Raw genomic sequence first — 19,182 nt, 5'->3', positions numbered from 1 at the left:
TTCTATTTTTGTTCAGTTCCTTTTTTAATTTGTTTCACCATAATACCTACCTCTGCAATCAATAATACTGTAAACAATGCGGCAAACATCCAAAAAGTAGTTTGTACATTAGCAGCACCTATTTTTGATATAGCAGCAAATGTTGGCATAATACTCTCTATTACCCAAGGTTGACGCCCCATTTCTGCGACAATCCAGCCCGATTCGAGGCAAATATATGCAATAGGCAACGAAATCACACAAACCCAAAGCATCCATTTCATCTTATATAGACGATCTTTTCGTATGAGCCATAATACAACAATAAACAACAGTAAAAAATAACATCCCAATGTAATCATAACATGGAAAGCATAAAATACATACGGAACAGGAGGAATCACTTGTGATGGATCTGTTACATATCCGTAACCAAAATATTCATAATTTTCATCCAAGGTCTTTCCTGCAGCAATCATGGCTTCTTCATCCCCTTGTTTCTGTGCTTTTTTATATGCGCTCAGAGCTTCCACTGCTTTCTTACCTTTAGCCATTTTTTCCATCACAGACGGAGCCACAATCTCATCCCCGGCCAGATTTTTCATTACATACCCACCATTTATAATATCATTTATTCCAGGAACAAATCCATCGACCTGACGCGTAGCCAAAATAGACAACAATTTAGGAACTTTTATCTCAAACAAAAAAGCATCTTCATTATCAGCATAACTTTTCTTCTCCGGATTAAGAATACCAAAAGCAACTAATCCTTGACCTTTTTCTCCATGATAAACGCCCTCCATAGCCGCCAATTTCATCGGTTGTTTCTCTGCTACCTGAAATGCCGAGCCATCACCGGTATAAGCGACAATCAACATACCGACAAGACCTACCCATGCACCGACTTTCATACTCCGTTTAGCCAGATTCATTTCTCGATTCTTCAAAATATACCAAGCGCTGACACTCATTACAAATATACCGCCCAACACCCAACCTGAAGTAACTGTATGGAAAAACTTATTGACAGCTACCGGAGAAGAAACGACCTCCCAGAAACTAAACATTTCATTTCGTACCGTATCAGGATTAAATTTCATGCCTACCGGATATTGCATCCAGGCATTTGCAACCAATATCCATAATGCAGAGATTGTAGCACCTATTACTGTAAGCCAAGTAGCAGCAAGATGAGCTCTCTTACTTACCTTATTCCAGCCGAAAAACATAATCGCAATAAAAGTCGATTCCATAAAAAACGCCATAATACCTTCAATAGCTAATGGCGCACCGAATATATCTCCTACGAACCAACTATAATTTGACCAATTGGTTCCAAACTGGAATTCGAGAATAATACCAGTCGCAACACCAATAGCAAAATTTACGCCAAAAAGCGTCATCCAAAATTTAGTTATTCTCTTCCAACTTTCATCCCCAGTACGATAATATATTGTCTCCATAATAGAAACAATAAGCCCCAAGCCTAATGTAAGTGGTACAAAAAGCCAATGGTACATGGCTGTCAAGGCAAACTGTGCCCGAGACCAATCCACAACCGAAAATAAATCATTCATACTCTTATTTTTTACAAGTTATTTATTATCAGAATTCGAAATAGGCAATGCCAATTCATTACTTACATGTTCAGCCCGTTCTGCATCAGTCTTAAAATTAGTATTCAAAACATTCGGAAAGAAAAATAGCTTCAGAATAAAAAACATGATAAACAACTTTATCAATATTATCGTCCATAAAGTCCGTCCCAATGTCATACTCCTAAAACCATTAAGATAAAAATAAAATATGCGGACAAAAATATTTCGGGATACAACTGACTGCGCCATATATTACAAGCTTTTCATTAAGATTTAGGAATATAAAATACTTCCTCGAATATAAACAGATAATTATTTTTTATACCTCTACTACAAATATATAAAATGTTTCCTTTTTATCGTATGTTAATTATACAAATTATTCTTGCTATATCTTCATTATATTAAAAACATATACAATGTACAATAATAGCAACTGCCTCATCGACTCGCCTACATATACTCATTGTGTAACAATTTTAAAACGTTTTTGTTCAAACTTTATCTGCAAAAAAAACTTCGGGAAATAATATAAATTTCATATTCAACAATTATTTTTGTCATAAATAACTTATTATGAAATTTATTAAAACCTTATTTACTCAAACACGTATCATCCTAATTACTCTCCTTACGGTTATATTACTATTTACACTCACCGGAGAAAAAGTAGCTCGTTTCGAACAATCAGGGTGGGATGGCAGAGAATATCGTGAAATGGCTCAAACCTTTAGTGAAAAGATAAATGGTGACTCATACAATACATATAAAATACAGCGTATACTCCCTTTTGCTCTTATCAATACTATATTCAATATTTTCGGATGGGACAAGAGCAATACCCAGATAATGACTGCTATGATTGTATTATGCATATTGGCTGTCATTGTAAGTCTTATCTACTTTTTTAAAACGAGCAACACATTACAACTCGACACAACCCTCGAAATTATAGCTTTTTCAGCTATCTTCTATAACTATCCTATTCTAAAACATCTCGGCTACTACCCTTTTCAAACTGACATATTCGCTTTTATGCTCGGTATAATGATATTTTATTTCTTCATCAAAAGGAAAAAATGGCTTATCGTCCTCACCGGAATCATTGGTGCATTCATTTGGCCCACTCTCCTGATAACATCGTTAGCATTAGCTTTTTTCAGTCCAAAAGCAAGCCCATTAATATGTCAAAAACTATTGAACAGAAAAAACGATATACTACTAATCCTATGCAAAACTGGAGCTATGCTAATCATACCGGCACTTTGCTTGTACCTATATCTCAGGCATGGAGATTTAAAAGCCTTATATGCTTTCAATGTTGCAACATACGACCATATATACATTTTGATACTCTCATTGATAGCACTTTCTATTTATATATATCGAACAATTAAAATATTTCATTTTGATATTATATATACAATTAGAGATTTTTTCAGACAAACAGGATTTTCCAATTTTATTCTTCTTATCGCTATTTATAGCTCGGTTTATATAATAATCCATCTACTTGCAAAAGGTGAGAGCAATTTCGATTTGCAAGCTTTAATTGTTCAGACATCCTTACGTGCAATTGCCAAACCCATCGTATTTTTAGAAGCACATTTCATTTACTTTGGGCCTATTGCCCTATTAATCATATTTTTATGGAAATTTTATATCTCATATATTGCAAAATATGGTTATGGATTCATATTCATCATATTTTCTCTCATTATACTGTCTCTTAACAGTGAAAGCCGTTATATGATAACACTACTACCCTTTGTATCATTCCCGATATGTTTAATTTTAGAAAAATATAATCTCAAAAAAAGTGCAGGCTGGTTATTTGCTTTCGCATCCATTATCATATCTCGCTTTTGGTTGACTATCAACGTCCCAAGCATAGAGCAAGAATTTATTGCCGAAAATTTCTTGGAATTTCCAGCACAACGATATTTCATGAATTCAGGTTCCTGGCAAAACTGGACAACTTATTTTATATTCATGACCATTACTATAATATACGCATTTTTAATATGGTACGGTTATCGCCACAGATGGTACACTCGTCCACAAAAAAAGTAGCTCCACTCACGTTGGAACTACCTTTCTCATACAATTGACATACAAAGTATCAGAATAGAACAACTTTATGAGTCACTCCTTTAGTTTTCACTATATACAATCCTTTAGCAAGAGCAACAGAAACTTTCTGAGAATCACAGAAGGTTTTCTGTACTAAAACACCTTGTTGATTATAAACTTCTATTTCTGTTCCGATTGCACCCTTGACATATATATATCCGTTAGCAGCATATACTTCCGTTTCTGCTACCATATCAGTCTCCATCGAAACTGTTTCAGAAGCCTTTATTTCAACAGGAACCAATTGCGTCTGAGACTCACCATTTCTCTCATAAACTAATACAACTCCCGTTATGTCCTGTTTTCCAACCGGTATATTCTGACCAACACAAGCCAAATCATTATACTGTATACGAACCGGCAGATTTTCATAGCCACTCAATGAATAATTTGTACTAATTTCAAAGACTCCGGTTTCCACAAATTCCACCCCTTTGACCTGAATTAGTTTACCTTGATCTCTTACCGCGATTTCCGAAGGATTCTTTACTTCTGCAATCACCTTTTTACCTGACTCCCCTTTTACAGCATCAGAAACAGGAACAAATTGTAACATGCCAAAATATTCCGATAACGTACCTTGTATCAATGCTATTTCATCTCCAGATACATAATTACCCTGAATTATCCCACTGGCATCATCAATTAATATAGCTCCACTATCATCTTGTATATATTTAACATTTCTCGATGATGAAGATAAGGTTACTATGGCCGTTCCTTTGAATGTGTATACAGTATTATCTCCTTCCTTATACAATGAACGTAATTCAGCAATATCAGAAGCTGATAATTTCTTACATGTCCCTATCAATTCTACTTCTACACTCTCAGCACCGCTACTGGTTAATGTCAAGGTTGCCTTATGATTTCCCATAACAGAAGGCCGATAAGCGACTGTCAACGACCCACCGGCAGATGTTAACTCTCCTGAGGTAGTAAAATTTATTTCATCGGATAAGTGAACCGAAATATCATCTGTCAAATCTGATGCCATAATATCCAATGATAAAGATTTTGTCCCACCACTCTCCACTGCGCCAAAATCTAAAGAAGATACAGCACTGATTGTTGGTGTACCATCCGCTTCTATTTGAGTAACTACCACATCATCAATAAAAAAACGCTTTTTACTAGCTGCCGACGCAACAAAAGCAATCTTATCTGTCGCTCCAGTCAACATTCCTGTCACTGTAAATGTCTTCATTTTACCAGCATCACTATCTACCTCTGGAAGTCCCGTTACTGTTTCTATCTCCAAATCATTCAGCAATATCTTTATATCTGTTTTATCTCCATCCCACGTACATGCTTTAAATGTCATTGTAAAAGCTCCTGCTTTTGCTTTTCCCAATAAGGGAGTTACCAATTTACCCATTTTAGAACTCGAACCAAGTTTTACCACTCCAGCTGCAGCATATCCATTTTCGGCTATCCAACCAGAATTCCCCAAATCCAATTTTCCATTAGCTGTCGATCCGCTTGTCCCAAACACACCATCAGCGGCTATCACATTAAAATCCTCACTTAATATCACCACCTCTTTAGCCGCCAACTGACCCAAACACAAGCACGTCATCACAACAGCAACTACACATTTCAAGTAAAATTTTTTCATAATCATACTTTTAGCTAAATTATATACTTATACATTTAAACTCAAGACAAAAATATCGGGAAGATGTAACAAACAAATGACAAACATTCTACCTTACGATTTCATTCTCATATCATTTTAACTTCATCATGACATTTCACAACAACACTATACAATAACTTTATCAAAATTATAAGAGGTTATATGACCGACTTTTCCTATATTTGGAAAAAAGAGAATTATGGAAGATAGTAAAATTGTCGTATACAGAACATTTCAGAATGTATATGAAGCCCACGAAGCAAAAAATATACTTGAAGCAAACGGAGTACCTTGTTTCTTGTCAAACGAAAACATGTCAACACTCTATCCTATTTTCAATGAAGATATAAGTGGAGTCCGATTACAACTATTTGAAAAAGACATTTCTATAGCTGACCAAATTTTGGGCAATTTTATAAAAGAATAAAATTGTTTCCCAACTATAATAATAGGAAACAATACTTCTAAGAATAATTCCAACCATAATCTGAAATCAATGGTAAAATACTTTATAGCAGCCTTACTCATATCAGTAGCTTGTACACAAGTGACTAATAAAAAAACATCTGCCAATAAAGAAATAGAAGCAATAGAATTTCCTGTTGCCGACACTCTTATTTTGTTATTTGGAGGTGATGCCATGCAACATCTGCCCCAAATTAACTCTGCTCGTACCGATGCAGGATACGATTATACATCCTGTCTGGCCCCAGTCAAAAACATCATATCCCAAGCTGATATTTCAATAATAAATTTTGAGACCACATTGGGGGATAAACCATATACCGGCTATCCGCAATTCAGCTCTCCCGACGAATTCGCCAAAGCATTAAAAGAATGCGGATTCGATATCTTCCTGACAGCAAATAATCATTGTCTCGACCGTTACACCCAAGGAGCTCAACGTACTCTTAACCAATTAGACTCTCTATCTATCACTCATATAGGAACTTATCGAAATTCCGTGGAACGACAGCATAACTATCCCATGATAAAAACAGTCAACAACATCCACATCGCATTTCTTAACTATACATACGGAACAAACGGTATTTCCCCTCAAGCCCCTTTTGTTGTAAATCTTATAGATACACTCCTAATAAAGCAAGATATAAACTCGGCTCGAAATAAAGGTGCAGAATTGTTAATTGCTTGTATGCACTGGGGAGATGAATATCATCGGTATCCAAACAAAAATCAAAAAATACTGGCAAATTGGTTAGAAAAAAACGGAGTACAACTCATTATCGGATCACACCCTCATGTTGTACAACCTATCGAATTACACACTGATTCAGCAGGTTCTGCTCAATCTCTCGTAGCCTATTCATTAGGAAATTTTGTTTCTAATATGCAAAAAAGATATTGTGACGGAGGAATTATGCTAAAAGTAAAAATCTGTAAAGAACACGAACAGATTCGAATCATCTCAGCCGGCTACATCTTGCATTTTACTCGTCGTCCGGCACATGGAGCAGGTCCAGGATACGAAATATTGCCTCTCACTCATATCACAGAAAAAAAAGATTCAATTCCCCAACATCTTTGGACATCTATCTCTCGCTTTGTCAGTGATACCCGCTCTTTAATGGAGCAATATAGTTTTGGTGTAAAAGAAATTACAAATTAATTTCCAAATGCATTTTTTATTATCCACACATCATTCTTAACTAAAAACAAATTCATTTTTAGTCATCATATTTGTATCTTTGTAATACTTAATATTTAGGTTATGGACTACGATATGACTACAAATCATATAAAATCATTGATTGACAATAATTGTCTCGATGAAGCCATTCATCTTCTTTCTCACCGGATAGAGACAAACAAAGAAGACGATGAAGCCTACTATTTAATGGGCAATGTATACCGAAAACAAGGAAATATGAAAATGGCAATGTTTTATTATACAAGCGCAACGGAAATAAACGCACACAGCCCTGCTGCTGAAGCCTACCGCGTATTACTGGATATTCGTAATTTTATCAATCCGGATTATAATCCATAATTTTTATATAAATTATTCAGACCGGACTAATTTGTTAACTACAAAAATATCAAGGTATTCCTCTCCTTGAAAGAGGGGTATACTTATTCAAAGTAAAATATGTAATTTTGCCATTTATTATTTTTAATTCAAAAAACGAAGCAAAACATAATGGAGAAAAAAGACCTCAGAATAGTATATATGGGAACTCCCGACTTTGCAGTTGAGAGCCTTAGACATCTAATCGAAAATAATTACAATGTGGTAGGTGTCATCACTATGCCCGACAAGCCTTCTGGACGCGGTCATAAAATACAATTTTCCCCCGTTAAAGAATACGCTCTATCTCAAAATCTGCCTTTATTACAACCCGAAAAATTAAAAAATGAAGAATTCCTTAACGCTTTACATGAGTGGAAAGCCGATTTGCAGATTGTTGTTGCTTTTCGTATGTTACCCGAAGTAGTCTGGAATATGCCACGACTCGGCACCTTTAATTTACACGCATCTCTATTACCTCAATACAGAGGAGCAGCTCCAATAAACTGGGCCATCATTAATGGAGAAACAGAAACCGGTGCCACAACTTTTTTTCTGACACACGAAATCGACACAGGAAAAATAATACTACAAAAACGTATGACTATCAGTGATACGGATAATGCCGGTTCCGTACATGATCGTCTCATGATAATGGGTGCAGAAATGGTTTCTCAGACCGTAGATATGATACTCGATGGTACTGTCAACACCATAGAACAAGAATCGATGATAAATAACATCCCTCTCAAGCCTGCCCCAAAAATTTTCAAAGAAACCTGCCGCATCGACTGGAATAACTCTGTAAAGAAAATACATAATCTAATTAGAGGACTCTCGCCTTACCCATCGGCATGGAGTGAACTCGAAGCTCCTGACGGTACACGGTACCCAATAAAAATATATGAAACTACATGCTTATCGGAAAATACAAAAATGAAAACAGGAGAAATACGCTGTGACGGAAAAAAATATATTGATGTTGCCTGTACCGATGGTCTCTTACGCATCAAAACGTTACAACTAGCTGGAAAAAAACGATTAAATGCAGACGAATTGCTTCGAGGGTTTACTATTGATGAAAGATTCCGTTTTATTTAGACGATGAGTCAATCATCATCCATTACTCAAATTTTTTTGCTAATAGCAGGCTCGCTCTGTCTGCTATTAGGTGCATTGGGACTTTTTCTTCCTGTACTTCCTACTACCCCATTTTGGTTGCTTACAGCCTGGTGCTACACCAAAGCATCCCCCAAACTTTACCAGCGCATGATGAAAGTTCCCATTTTCGGTAACTGTATACGCAATTATCGTCTATACCACGCTATATCCATCCAAAATAAAATCATCTCTATATCTACCTTATGGATAACAATACTATTATCAATATATCTGGTCAACAAATTATGGATAACGATATTACTATTAATTGTCGCTGCAGGAGTTACTTGCCATCTACTGTTATTCAAAACATTGAAAAAATAATCTATTAACTTCCCTGTATTTAACCCGAAAAAATAAAAGACTATAATTGGCATATCAGGTACGCAATTATAGTCTTTTTTAGTCAAAATACAAGTAGTAACTTATCTATTTTTTCAAGAAAACCTTATCAATAATTTATGGCATTTACTCATTTCCCCATAACGTAGCGCCATTTCCTTTATTTTTTCTCCATTCATGACGCCATTTATGTATATCTGTTGAATTTATCATTGGTTTTAAACTACGTTCTTCCTTTGTAGGTGCTTTAGGTAGTACTGATGCTTTATCCTGGTACCAATAAGCTACGGTCGCAATATCCAAAGTCAGATTATTATTATGCCCATGTTCAATTGTCCCCTTCAAACTTTTCTCAAAAAACACAGGATCATTTATAAAGAAACGATATGCATGTGTACGTCCTAACCATCCAAAATCATTATTCACTCGCGGATAACCAAAATAAGGATGTGAAAAAACTTCTTTCGGACACCAAGATGTATTAAAGAAATCTTCCGTACCAGTTCCAATCATCGAAGGGACTGACTCTCCATCAATAAACCACATATCATCTCCTTCACCATACCACATAGTAGTAGGACAATGTACATAATAATTTATACCCACAAAATGGCCTTTACCTTGAATATCGGCAAATACATAATTATTTTCACCTGTTTTATTCTCTCCTTCCTTTCCAGTAGCTCCCCATTCAGTTTCCCCTTCAGGAAGAGCCTCGGTCAATTCATGATTATACCAAGCATGGAAACGCCCCATATCATTTGGAAATTTTTTCAATTCAAGATAATCTACATAAAAATAGAAAGAGCCTATCGTCTCATTTGTCTGGTTCTCTATTTCAATACGGGCACCTTTAGCAAACGGCATAGTAAAATAGGAAGACAAACCTGTTCCATTACCTGGCCCCGCAGACAATGGAAATGCTGCATAATTATATTGTTCGTCCCAGCCTTGCCCAAAAAATGGCCCGATAGGAGATTCCACCGAAGGATAATCATTGCCATCCCAATACATACGAATAATCACATCATTTCTGCATAGACGGTCCGGACCCGGAGCCATCGTTATCCAAATGTGATTAATAATGCCCGAACCCGATATTTCAGCTATTGTACGAGTTTCTCCTGGTTTGATATTTTTCAAATGATCCCGGTTATTTCCACTTCTATCATAACTACTGATACGGTGATTTTTGACTCCATTTTTCACCTTTGCCAAGTCATATAATTCACCTGAGACATTTTCTTGTGATACACCGGGAAGAGTACACAGCCCCATCCCTATAAGCAAGAACAATACAATTTTAAAATAATTCTTCATAAATTCGTGTGTTTAAAAAATTAATAATATTAATATATTACATCAAATTCAATCATGGATCGATTTTATATTTTCAGATAGCTTAGCCAACTCCAGATACTTTTTATAAAGATTCTCATAAACGATATGACGTTTCTCTTCAGGCCTATATTCCGACTCGATATCCGTCCCCATATACTGTATCGCTTCTGAGACATCTGGATATATGCCCGCCGCTACAGCCGCAAACATAGCAGCTCCCAAAGCACAAGTCTGCTCAGAACGGACAACGCGAATAGGCATATTCAATACATCTGCCAAAGTCTGCATCACAAAAGGAGCTTTTTTGCTAATACCACCGATAGCATGTACCGAATCAATACGTAATCCCTGCTCTTTCATATGCTCGACAATACACCGAGAACCAAAAGCCGTAGCCTCTACCAATGCTCGAAAAATTTCTGGAGCATGACTCCCCAATGTAAGGCCGGCAATAGCACCTGTTACATTCTGATCAGCATCCGGTGTACGCCGTCCGTTCAACCAATCCAAAGCCACGATACTTCTATGAGTAGGTTCAATGGCCTCAGCTTCACGTGTAAGCTCGACCAACATTCCATCCAATATCTTCTGCTTCATCTCTCCGTCAGGAACACTCTTCAATCCCCACGCCAGTACCTCCTTGAACCAAGCATAAATATCCCCAAAAGCTGACTGGCCGGCCTCAAAACCAACTAATCCGGGAATGACCGACCCATCTACCTGTCCGCAAATACCTTCGATACAACGGTCCTCAATCTCTTTTTTATCAGCCACTAAGATATCACAGGTCGAAGTCCCGATAATACGGACAAGTACGCCCGGAGTTATCGAAGCCCCTACGGCTCCCATATGCGCGTCAATGGCCCCTACTGCAACAGCAATACCTTCAGGAAGACCCAGTTTATCGGCCCATTCGGCTGTAAGAACTCCCGCTTTCGTATCACTGGTATAAGTCTTTGTATAAAGATGAGGCAACATGGCACCCAACTTCGGATGAAGTTCCGAAAGAAATTTCTCCGAAGGAAGAGACCATTGCTCATGCCACATAGCCTTATGCCCTGCCGCACAACGGCTTCTATACATCTTCTCCGGAACCGTATTCCCAACAACCAATCCTGTCATCCAATCACAATGCTCTACCCATGAATAAGCAGCATCTCCCACCTTAGGATTGGTTTGCAGGACATGCAAAACCTTAGACCACACCCATTCTGAAGAATAGGTTCCTCCCTCATAGATCAAATAATCAAGATGTCGTTCTTTGATTAGAGTATTTATTTGTTTAGCTTCATGAACTGCTGTATGATCTTTCCAAAGAATAAACATGGCATCCGGATCCTCCACAAATGCCGGATTCAGAGCCAATGGTATTCCATCACAATCTACCAAAGCCGGTGTACTACCGGTTGTATCAAAACATAACCCGCAAATAGAAGCTATTTCTTCTCCCGCCAAATCAGATAATGCTGCATGTATGGCCTCCTCCATAGATTCAATATAATCCAACGGATGCTGACGGTATTGATTATTCCGTACATCACAATACAAACCCTCCTTCCAACGAGAATAAAAACTAACACCCACAGCAACCTCATCACCATTATAAACATTCACTATCAATGCGCGGCAAGAGTCTGTACCAAAGTCAATCCCTATAACATATTTTTTATCAGATTCAATCATCGCAAAAATATTTATTTAATTAACCGACACTTGCTTCCTCGCAATAAAATATCCATAATAAGCAACAATGGCAAATCCAATAGCAGGAACAATATAAGCAGTCATAATACTACCTGTCTGATCAGAAACAATACCTTGAATTTGAGTTAGAACAGCAGCACCTGCAATAGCCATTACCATACCGGAACCACCGATTTTTGTGTCCTTTCCCAACCCCATAAGTCCAAAACTATAAATAGTCGGAAACATCAACGACATACATCCTGAAATACCTATCACACAGTATACCCCGAAATCACCTCTACCGAACATAGCACCAACACAACACAATACTGCAAGAACTCCAAGAACTGTCAAAAGTTTATACGCTTTCACATATTTCATTATCCCTGTACACAAAAAACGCATGAGAACAAAAAGCATAAGCGACATAATATAGTAAGTTGCTGCAGCTTGCTCGGCCGTACGTGGTAACAAATCATTCAGCCCAAGCCATTCACAACCATTATAAAACGCACCAGCAACGGGCTCAACATGGCGCAATGTATCTATAATGACACCAACAGAGGGATCGTTGCCTAAAGATGCCAATACCCCATCAAAATTCAATTGTACCATAGCATAACGGATAACAAATGACCACACAGCAATTTGCGCCCCAACATAAAAAAATTGTGCAACAACTCCCCATACATAGTTTTTATTCTTTATCAATCTACGAAAAGTAGCAGCAAATTCAATTTTATCTTCCTTTTCCCTTAAATTAGGCATTTTTGTAATCCAGATAACAAATAACAATATCAGCATTACCAATCCAAGTATTACATATGCCATAGTGACAGCATTCAATTCTTCTCTCTGAATAGCAGCTAAATCATTAGCCGGAAGTAAATTACGTTCCGAAGCAGTCAACATGTTCAACTGAGAAAGAATAAAAACCTGACTAATGACTACTCCTGCAATGGCACCAAACGGATTAAAAGCCTGCGACAAATTCAAGCGACGTGTAGCTGTACTATCAGGACCAATTGCCAAAACATACGAATTGGCAGACGTCTCCAAAACAGAAAGCCCAGCAAAAAGAATAAAAATAGCTAACAGATACATAAAAAAACTGACCTCAATATTAATCTCCGAGCTAAGCATCGCCGGATAGAACAATAAAGCTCCTAAAGCATACAAACCAAGCCCCAGCATTACCCCGGATTTATAAGTATATTTTTTAATAAACAATGCTCCCGGTATCGCACAACACCCATATCCTAGTAAATAACAGACGATTTGTATCCAGGCTGTTTTCGAATCACTGATACTCATTATCCGCTTAAATGCAGCCAACATCGTATCTGTAAGATTATTCGGAACAGCCCAAGCAAAAAATAATGTAGTAAGTAAAATGAATGGAAAAAGGATTCCCTTCGGTAATATTCTATTCGATTCCATATCAATTCAATATTATAATACAACTACCTTATTGGAACTTTGCTTTTATTACATCTAAATCTGCACCGAACAATTTCTGTACAATAGGAGCTAATTGTTCGTCTTTTCCTTGTATATGAATCACTTTCTGTATATGCACTAACGATGCCCCCGGTACAAGTTCTTCCCCGGGAGAAGATGTTTCAATTTCATAAAAAGGTCCCATGATAGAACCATCTTCTACCGGACCATCATTATAAGAATTAATGACATCCCCTGCATACGGATCTTCCTGTTCTCCCCATTGACCATTTACATATACAGAGGGAACCTCAGGTAAACTACACCATAAAATAGTCAATACCCCCTTTGAAGAATCGTAGCTTCCACAAAGATTCGTAGCACGTAAAGCCGGCACCCCCAACTTAGAACGGTATTTTCCATCAATTTTAAAATAAATAATGCCATCCTCTTTAATTAACCTATCTTCAGGAATCTTGCCAAAATACTCATCATTTACTATCGCTCCTTCTACATTTTTTTTGTATGGAATAAAGACGGTTGTAGTAGAAGAAGGATTAAAACAACCAAGCATCCATATGGATACGAGTCCACCTTCCTTCGTCCAAGGACTATTACCTATATTGGTAATCTTATTATCACTCCTATAGGCAACTATTTTTACATTTTTGGGAAGTTCCAGACCAAAATCAGCTATAACTTCTTCCGTATCCATCAATGACACCTGACGCTCAATGTTTATATCAAAAACAGTCCCCGAAGCATTAGTTAAACGAGTATCTTTCACAAAACGAACATTACTTGAATCTTGAGATTCAATAACAAAAGCCTCCGTATCAATAACACTTGGAACCATCCAGTTTTCATAAACTTGTTCCTGCCCTCGTTTGAAGTATAGAGAAAATGGCCCGCCTTCAGGACCCAACCAAAAACGTTCTTCTCCCCCTACCGGATTGAATTGAGGACTCACCTTTCCTTCTTGAATAAAACGATAATTGATCCAACCATAACTATCACCGTCATCACCCGAAGCTGAAGTAGTCATTACTCTGCCTTGCCACACCGGCACGATCATCACTTTCGAGTTCCCATCACTAGAAACCAGTTCTATAAATTCAACCCCATTATCTTTCAGAAACTGAGCATCATAAGCATAACTTCCCATATTCACTTCCTTTTTTCCACCACAGGATATAAGTATAATAACTATACCTACAAGCAGTTTTTCTTTTAAATTGATTATCTTCATATTTATTCATTTATAGAGAGGTCCGTAATTATTGCAGGCTCTATAATCGCTACCTTCCATATCTTCACCAAAAGCAGACCATGCACTAGGTCTAAAAATATCTTCCTCAAAAACATTATGCATAGATACCGGTATACGAAGCATAGAAGCTAAGGTAATCAAATCTGCCCCGTTATGCCCATACCCTATAGCTCCATGATTAGCACCCCAATGGTTCATAACCGTATATACATCCCGAAAATAACCTTTGCCTGTTAATCGAGGCACAAAGAAAGTAGAAGGCCATGTACGATCTGTACGTTTATTAATAATCTTAAATACTTCATCATCCAAATTTATAGCCCACCCCTCAGCTATTTGAAGTACAGGACCTTGACCTTTAACAAGATTCAACCTACACATGGTAACCGGCATTTCACCTCGAGTAAGAAATTGAGAAGAAAAACCTCCACCACGCATATATTCACGCCCGGCAGGATACCACGTTGTTGCAGCTAAACAATCCTCAGCCTCTTTTACGGATATCTCCCAAAACGGCTTCATCACCGGCTTGCCATCACGAGTCTGGCAACCTGTTCCATCCAGTGTACACGAACCAGAATTAATAAGATGAATAAAACCATTGGCAGCCCTACCTTCAGGTTTCTTTCCTATGACACGTTCCAACGCTTTAGGGCTCCAATAAGTACGAACATCAGCAAAGATTTGCGATGTATTCGAAAGTAGGTGTCCGAAAAGCATAGATATACCATTTAGCGTATCATTCTCAGTAGCAAAAATAAAGGATTCTCGTATACCGTTCCAGTCGAATGAGCTATTCAATATAGCTTCTGAAAAATCACCATCAGGCTTAAAATCAGTCCATTGACGCTGCCCCTGAAAACCTGCAACAATTGCATTATGTCCCATGGCCTCCTCTTTAAACCCTAATGCCGCCAATGTTGGATTACCAATCATCAAATCCCGGAAAATAAGAGTCATCTTCACCACATACTCCCAACATGCATCTTTCTCCTCACGAGAATATACCAAATGGGCTGGATTGAAATCTTTACCTTCATTAATTTTACAATATTTTTCAGTCCATGCCATAGCTCGTTTGAATTCTTCATGATCATAAATTCCCAACTGAATACGGCGCTCTATCTCACTAGCATCCACATATTCATTACGCATCCCCAAATATTCCTGAAAAAAGTCTGGATTAGGAATAGAACCTGCAATCCCCATAGATACACTACCTATTGAAAGATAAGATTTACCTTTCATGGTTGCAACAGCCAAACCTGCACGAGCAAAACGTAACAACTTTTCTTTAACGTCTTCTGGAATGTTCACATCATTGACTTCTTGAACATCTCGCCCATAAATACCAAATGCAGGCAATCCTTTCTGAGTATGTCCCGCCAAAGCTGATGCTAAATAAACTGCTCCCGGACGTTCTGTACCATTAAATCCCCAAATAGCTTTCGGCATATCACCATCCATATCAATGGTCTCGAATCCATAACACCAACAAGGTGTGACAGAAAGTACTACACCAACACCACTATTACGAAATTTTTCAGTAGCCATAGCAGCTTCTGCTACACCTCCTATAGTTGTATCAGCAATTACACATTCTACAAACGTACCATCACTATGGCGCAAAGATGTAGAATAAAGCTCAGCTACTTTATTAGCCATAGTCATAGTCATACTTTCCAATGATTCACGAATACCTCCACGACGGCCGTCAATAATAGGCCTGATTCCAATTTTTGGTTTTTCACCAATGAGCTTAGATCTAATCATACTTATAAACTATAAAAAATTATATAAACCACATACACTATAAAGACTAAAACGATTAAGCAAATGCAAATAAAATATTTTATTTGCAAGAACCAGCTTCAACTAGCATTCCCTCAGCCAGCACCGATTGCACTACATTGCCGTTGGCCATATTATCTATTAATATCTCCAATGATTTCATCGCAAACATTTCTATCGGTTGTTGAACATAAGATACAGGAGCATAGAAAAAATCAAATACCGGATTACCGTCAAAACCCACTAATCCTAATTTACGAACAGTCTTTTGCTCTAAATCTTTGATTACATACAAACAAGCCAAAGCAATCATATTTGTTGCAAATAAAAAGGCATCCGCACCTTCATTGATAGCCTTAGGCAATAGCTTATCAGCAGATTTTCTTGGCGCATCCTGTTTCAAAAAAATAACATTTGCCTGTTGCCTCTTACCGGCATCACTCAGCGCTTTCTTATATCCACGAATACGTTCCTTCATATGAACCAAATCAACATCATATGCGACCATACATGGCGCAGTATAACCTGAGTTTAATAAATATTTCGTTGCTGTATAAGCTGCATTGCAATTATTTAAAGCTACATAACTGACATTTATATCAGGAAAATAACGGTCGAAAAGAACAATAGAAATATTATTATTTATCAACGAAATTATAGATCTCTCTGAATTTTCACAAGGTACTATAATCAGCCCGTCAACCCCTTTGTTTATAAGTTTTTCAACTATACAATCCATCTTTTTTGTACTTTCGTCAGAACTGCCAAAAAACACCGTATACCCACGCTTTGCAGCTTCATCCTCCAATATACGAGCTAATTGCGCAAAAAAGGGATTAGAAATATCTGATACTACCACTCCTATTGTCTTAGTTCTGCCACTCCTAAGGCTTTTAGCTGCAATATTGGGTTGATAATTCATCTTCTGAGCAATCTCTAATATACGTTGGGCCGTTTTTTCATTTACCCGATACTCCTTATTTTTGCCATTCAATACAAATGAGACTAATGCTGTCGATACTCCCGCAACTTCGGCAATGTCTTTTAAGGATATTTTCTTCAGTGATGACATGGTATTTTAATTATAACGTTTTTACTAATAACAACGTAATATGTTTTTTCGTAACTGATATATATTCTTTAACGACCTCTATTAGTGCAAATATAAACATAAAAATAGCAATTACAAATATTTTGCTAATTCGTTATAATAAGTTATTATTAAAATAATACTCAAAAGATATTGAGAACAATACTAAAAGTACAATAAATACTTAAATATTAAAAATAGTTAACAGTTAATATAACAAAATAATCTATTTCTTACCATTTACTATCATTCCTAATACTGCACCATATGCAATATAGGCCATAGCTATACCTGCTGAAGCCATCAACAAATCATTCTCCATTATTTCACTGTCGGTCATAAACATGATAACCTGTAAAAGTATAGCAATCAGAAGTCCATATACAGTTCCTCTAAATACATTGGAAGGAATCCATGCCAAGACCCTAATAAAAAGAAATGAATATATAATAGCAAATAACCAACCAGAAAGTAGGTGTATTAACCACTCGACCCAAATAATTCCACTTGACCACTCAATCAGAAATTTAGGAGTATCAAACGACAAAATACCAGTCATATCTTCAACCCCGATTACTAAAAGTAAAAAAACAGTCGCAAAAAAACCACCAATCAGAGATAATTGTAACTTTTTCATAAGATTATTCTTTATCCTATCCTTCCATAAACACTTATATCTCGACTTTTGTTTAGCTTTTAAATCGGTTCTTTACCCGCCTTTACAGAATACTATCCTGAGAAAATGGATTATCCATCCTCATTTCCAATAACAAGTATAAATACAATACCTCTTTCACATCCTTTCCAAGAAAAAGATAAAATTCCCCCCTCTTACTATTCTATCAATCCGAACGTCCTATTAATTTACCTGTCATAAAAAAGGGTCTGAATAACCAATGATTGGTTATTCAGACCCTCCTATATATTGTTATAGAAAATCTTACTTATTTAGCAAGAACTTCATTTACTTTTTCATTAGGAACCATTTCTTCCTGGAAGATATAAGCACCTGTCTTAGGAGATTTTACCATTTTAATCACCTTAGAATAAGTACGTCCTTCACCTTTTTGTAATGATGCAACGGTTTTCTTTGCCATGACCTAAACTTATTTAATTTCTTTGTGAATAGTTACTTTTTTCAAGATAGGATTGTATTTTTTCAATTCCAATCTTTCCGTGGTATTTTTTCTGTTCTTGGTGGTAATGTATCTTGATGTACCAGGCATACCACTATTTTTGTGCTCTGTACATTCGAGAATTACTTGTACTCTATTACCTTTAGCTTTCTTTGCCATCTTTCAATTAATTATGCGTTTAAATACCCTTTTTCGGCAGCCTGTTTCAATGCAGCATCCAACCCCACTTTGTTAATGAGACGAAGTCCTGCAGCTGAAATCTTCAAGCTGATCCAACAATCCTGTTCTACCCAATAGAACTTCTTAGTAAACAAGTTGACATTAAATCTTCTCTTTGTGCGTCTCTTTGAATGCGAGACATTATTGCCAACCAATGCTTTCTTTCCGGTAATTTGACAAATCTTCGACATCGCTTTATCTTATTTTTTTATTGATACTTTTTACTGCTTTCACAAACAGAGTGCAAAGTAAATGATTTTACGAATACTATCCAAATTTTTTATTCATTAAATATTTCTCCATTTACACTACTCTATGATTATTT

Annotated in this window: 19 protein-coding genes; 6 read left to right on the top strand and 13 right to left on the bottom strand. The window is 36.8% G+C overall.

Annotation, left to right across the window (positions count from 1 at the left end; all coding sequences use genetic code 11):
• Positions 1 to 2 precede the first annotated feature (2 nt).
• Both Cop2CBH44_RS15380 and Cop2CBH44_RS15375 read right to left on the bottom strand, forming a co-directional pair.
• Positions 3 to 1,559, bottom strand: a complete 1,557-nt coding sequence (locus Cop2CBH44_RS15380) for a cytochrome ubiquinol oxidase subunit I (protein WP_021930788.1) — start codon at positions 1,557 to 1,559, stop codon at positions 3 to 5.
• 18 nt (positions 1,560 to 1,577) lie between these two features.
• Positions 1,578 to 1,829 (bottom strand): DUF4492 domain-containing protein, encoded by a 252-nt coding sequence (locus Cop2CBH44_RS15375; protein ID WP_200755160.1) that lies wholly within the window; start codon positions 1,827 to 1,829, stop codon positions 1,578 to 1,580.
• Between the two features lie 327 nt (positions 1,830 to 2,156).
• On the opposite strand from Cop2CBH44_RS15375, the gene Cop2CBH44_RS15370 reads away from it, so the two are divergent.
• On the top strand, positions 2,157 to 3,653 hold the full coding sequence (locus Cop2CBH44_RS15370) for a hypothetical protein (protein WP_200755159.1): 1,497 nt from the start codon (positions 2,157 to 2,159) through the stop codon (positions 3,651 to 3,653).
• Positions 3,654 to 3,702: 49 nt separating this feature from the next.
• On the opposite strand, the gene Cop2CBH44_RS15365 is transcribed toward Cop2CBH44_RS15370, so the two are convergent.
• Positions 3,703 to 5,331 (bottom strand): DUF6383 domain-containing protein, encoded by a 1,629-nt coding sequence (locus Cop2CBH44_RS15365; RefSeq protein WP_200755158.1) that lies wholly within the window; start codon positions 5,329 to 5,331, stop codon positions 3,703 to 3,705.
• Positions 5,332 to 5,551: 220 nt separating this feature from the next.
• Between Cop2CBH44_RS15365 and Cop2CBH44_RS15360 the strand changes: the two genes are divergently transcribed.
• The 5 genes from Cop2CBH44_RS15360 to Cop2CBH44_RS15340 all read left to right on the top strand — a co-directional run bounded on the left by Cop2CBH44_RS15360 (position 5,552) and on the right by Cop2CBH44_RS15340 (position 8,866).
• Positions 5,552 to 5,779, top strand: a complete 228-nt coding sequence (locus Cop2CBH44_RS15360) for a putative signal transducing protein (protein ID WP_021930912.1) — start codon at positions 5,552 to 5,554, stop codon at positions 5,777 to 5,779.
• 69 nt (positions 5,780 to 5,848) lie between these two features.
• Positions 5,849 to 6,982: a CapA family protein gene (locus tag Cop2CBH44_RS15355; protein ID WP_200755157.1), complete on the top strand. Its 1,134-nt coding sequence runs from the start codon at positions 5,849 to 5,851 to the stop codon at positions 6,980 to 6,982.
• Between the two features lie 102 nt (positions 6,983 to 7,084).
• Positions 7,085 to 7,363, top strand: coding sequence for a tetratricopeptide repeat protein (locus tag Cop2CBH44_RS15350; protein ID WP_021930914.1), 279 nt, complete (start codon positions 7,085 to 7,087; stop codon positions 7,361 to 7,363).
• Positions 7,364 to 7,513: 150 nt separating this feature from the next.
• A complete protein-coding gene (gene fmt / locus Cop2CBH44_RS15345) occupies positions 7,514 to 8,482 on the top strand; it encodes a methionyl-tRNA formyltransferase (protein WP_021930915.1) in 969 nt (322 codons plus the stop codon).
• Between the two features lie 3 nt (positions 8,483 to 8,485).
• A complete protein-coding gene (locus Cop2CBH44_RS15340) occupies positions 8,486 to 8,866 on the top strand; it encodes a YbaN family protein (protein WP_200755156.1) in 381 nt (126 codons plus the stop codon).
• Between the two features lie 144 nt (positions 8,867 to 9,010).
• Here the strand turns inward: Cop2CBH44_RS15340 and Cop2CBH44_RS15335 are convergent, their stop codons facing one another.
• The 10 genes from Cop2CBH44_RS15335 to rpmB all read right to left on the bottom strand — a co-directional run bounded on the left by Cop2CBH44_RS15335 (position 9,011) and on the right by rpmB (position 19,048).
• Complete coding sequence (locus Cop2CBH44_RS15335; RefSeq protein ID WP_416336725.1) at positions 9,011 to 10,162, bottom strand: glycoside hydrolase family 172 protein; 1,152 nt, start codon at positions 10,160 to 10,162, stop codon at positions 9,011 to 9,013.
• Positions 10,163 to 10,252: 90 nt separating this feature from the next.
• Positions 10,253 to 11,908, bottom strand: a complete 1,656-nt coding sequence (locus Cop2CBH44_RS15330) for a ribulokinase (protein WP_200755155.1) — start codon at positions 11,906 to 11,908, stop codon at positions 10,253 to 10,255.
• A 15-nt stretch (positions 11,909 to 11,923) separates the two neighbouring features.
• Complete coding sequence (gene fucP, locus Cop2CBH44_RS15325; protein WP_021930919.1) at positions 11,924 to 13,351, bottom strand: L-fucose:H+ symporter permease; 1,428 nt, start codon at positions 13,349 to 13,351, stop codon at positions 11,924 to 11,926.
• Positions 13,352 to 13,379: 28 nt separating this feature from the next.
• A complete protein-coding gene (locus Cop2CBH44_RS15320; RefSeq protein WP_021930920.1) occupies positions 13,380 to 14,600 on the bottom strand; it encodes a DUF6786 family protein in 1,221 nt (406 codons plus the stop codon).
• 6 nt (positions 14,601 to 14,606) lie between these two features.
• Complete coding sequence (locus Cop2CBH44_RS15315; protein WP_021930921.1) at positions 14,607 to 16,394, bottom strand: L-fucose isomerase; 1,788 nt, start codon at positions 16,392 to 16,394, stop codon at positions 14,607 to 14,609.
• A gap of 79 nt (positions 16,395 to 16,473) precedes the next feature.
• Positions 16,474 to 17,484, bottom strand: coding sequence for a LacI family DNA-binding transcriptional regulator (locus Cop2CBH44_RS15310; RefSeq protein WP_200755154.1), 1,011 nt, complete (start codon positions 17,482 to 17,484; stop codon positions 16,474 to 16,476).
• A 244-nt stretch (positions 17,485 to 17,728) separates the two neighbouring features.
• Positions 17,729 to 18,139, bottom strand: coding sequence for a DUF6789 family protein (locus Cop2CBH44_RS15305; protein WP_021930924.1), 411 nt, complete (start codon positions 18,137 to 18,139; stop codon positions 17,729 to 17,731).
• Between the two features lie 307 nt (positions 18,140 to 18,446).
• Entirely contained in the window at positions 18,447 to 18,599 is a 153-nt protein-coding gene (locus Cop2CBH44_RS15300; RefSeq protein WP_021930925.1) for a DUF4295 domain-containing protein, read from the bottom strand.
• A gap of 9 nt (positions 18,600 to 18,608) precedes the next feature.
• The gene (gene rpmG / locus Cop2CBH44_RS15295; RefSeq protein WP_021930926.1) at positions 18,609 to 18,797 is read right to left on the bottom strand and encodes a 50S ribosomal protein L33; all 189 of its coding nucleotides are present in this window, start codon (positions 18,795 to 18,797) and stop codon (positions 18,609 to 18,611) included.
• Between the two features lie 11 nt (positions 18,798 to 18,808).
• On the bottom strand, positions 18,809 to 19,048 hold the full coding sequence (rpmB, locus tag Cop2CBH44_RS15290; RefSeq protein WP_021930927.1) for a 50S ribosomal protein L28: 240 nt from the start codon (positions 19,046 to 19,048) through the stop codon (positions 18,809 to 18,811).
• Positions 19,049 to 19,182 lie beyond the last annotated feature (134 nt).

The organism is Coprobacter secundus subsp. similis, from assembly GCF_015097275.1.
Classification (GTDB): domain Bacteria; phylum Bacteroidota; class Bacteroidia; order Bacteroidales; family Coprobacteraceae; genus Coprobacter; species Coprobacter secundus.
This window is presented reverse-complemented; position numbering and strand designations above follow the sequence as displayed.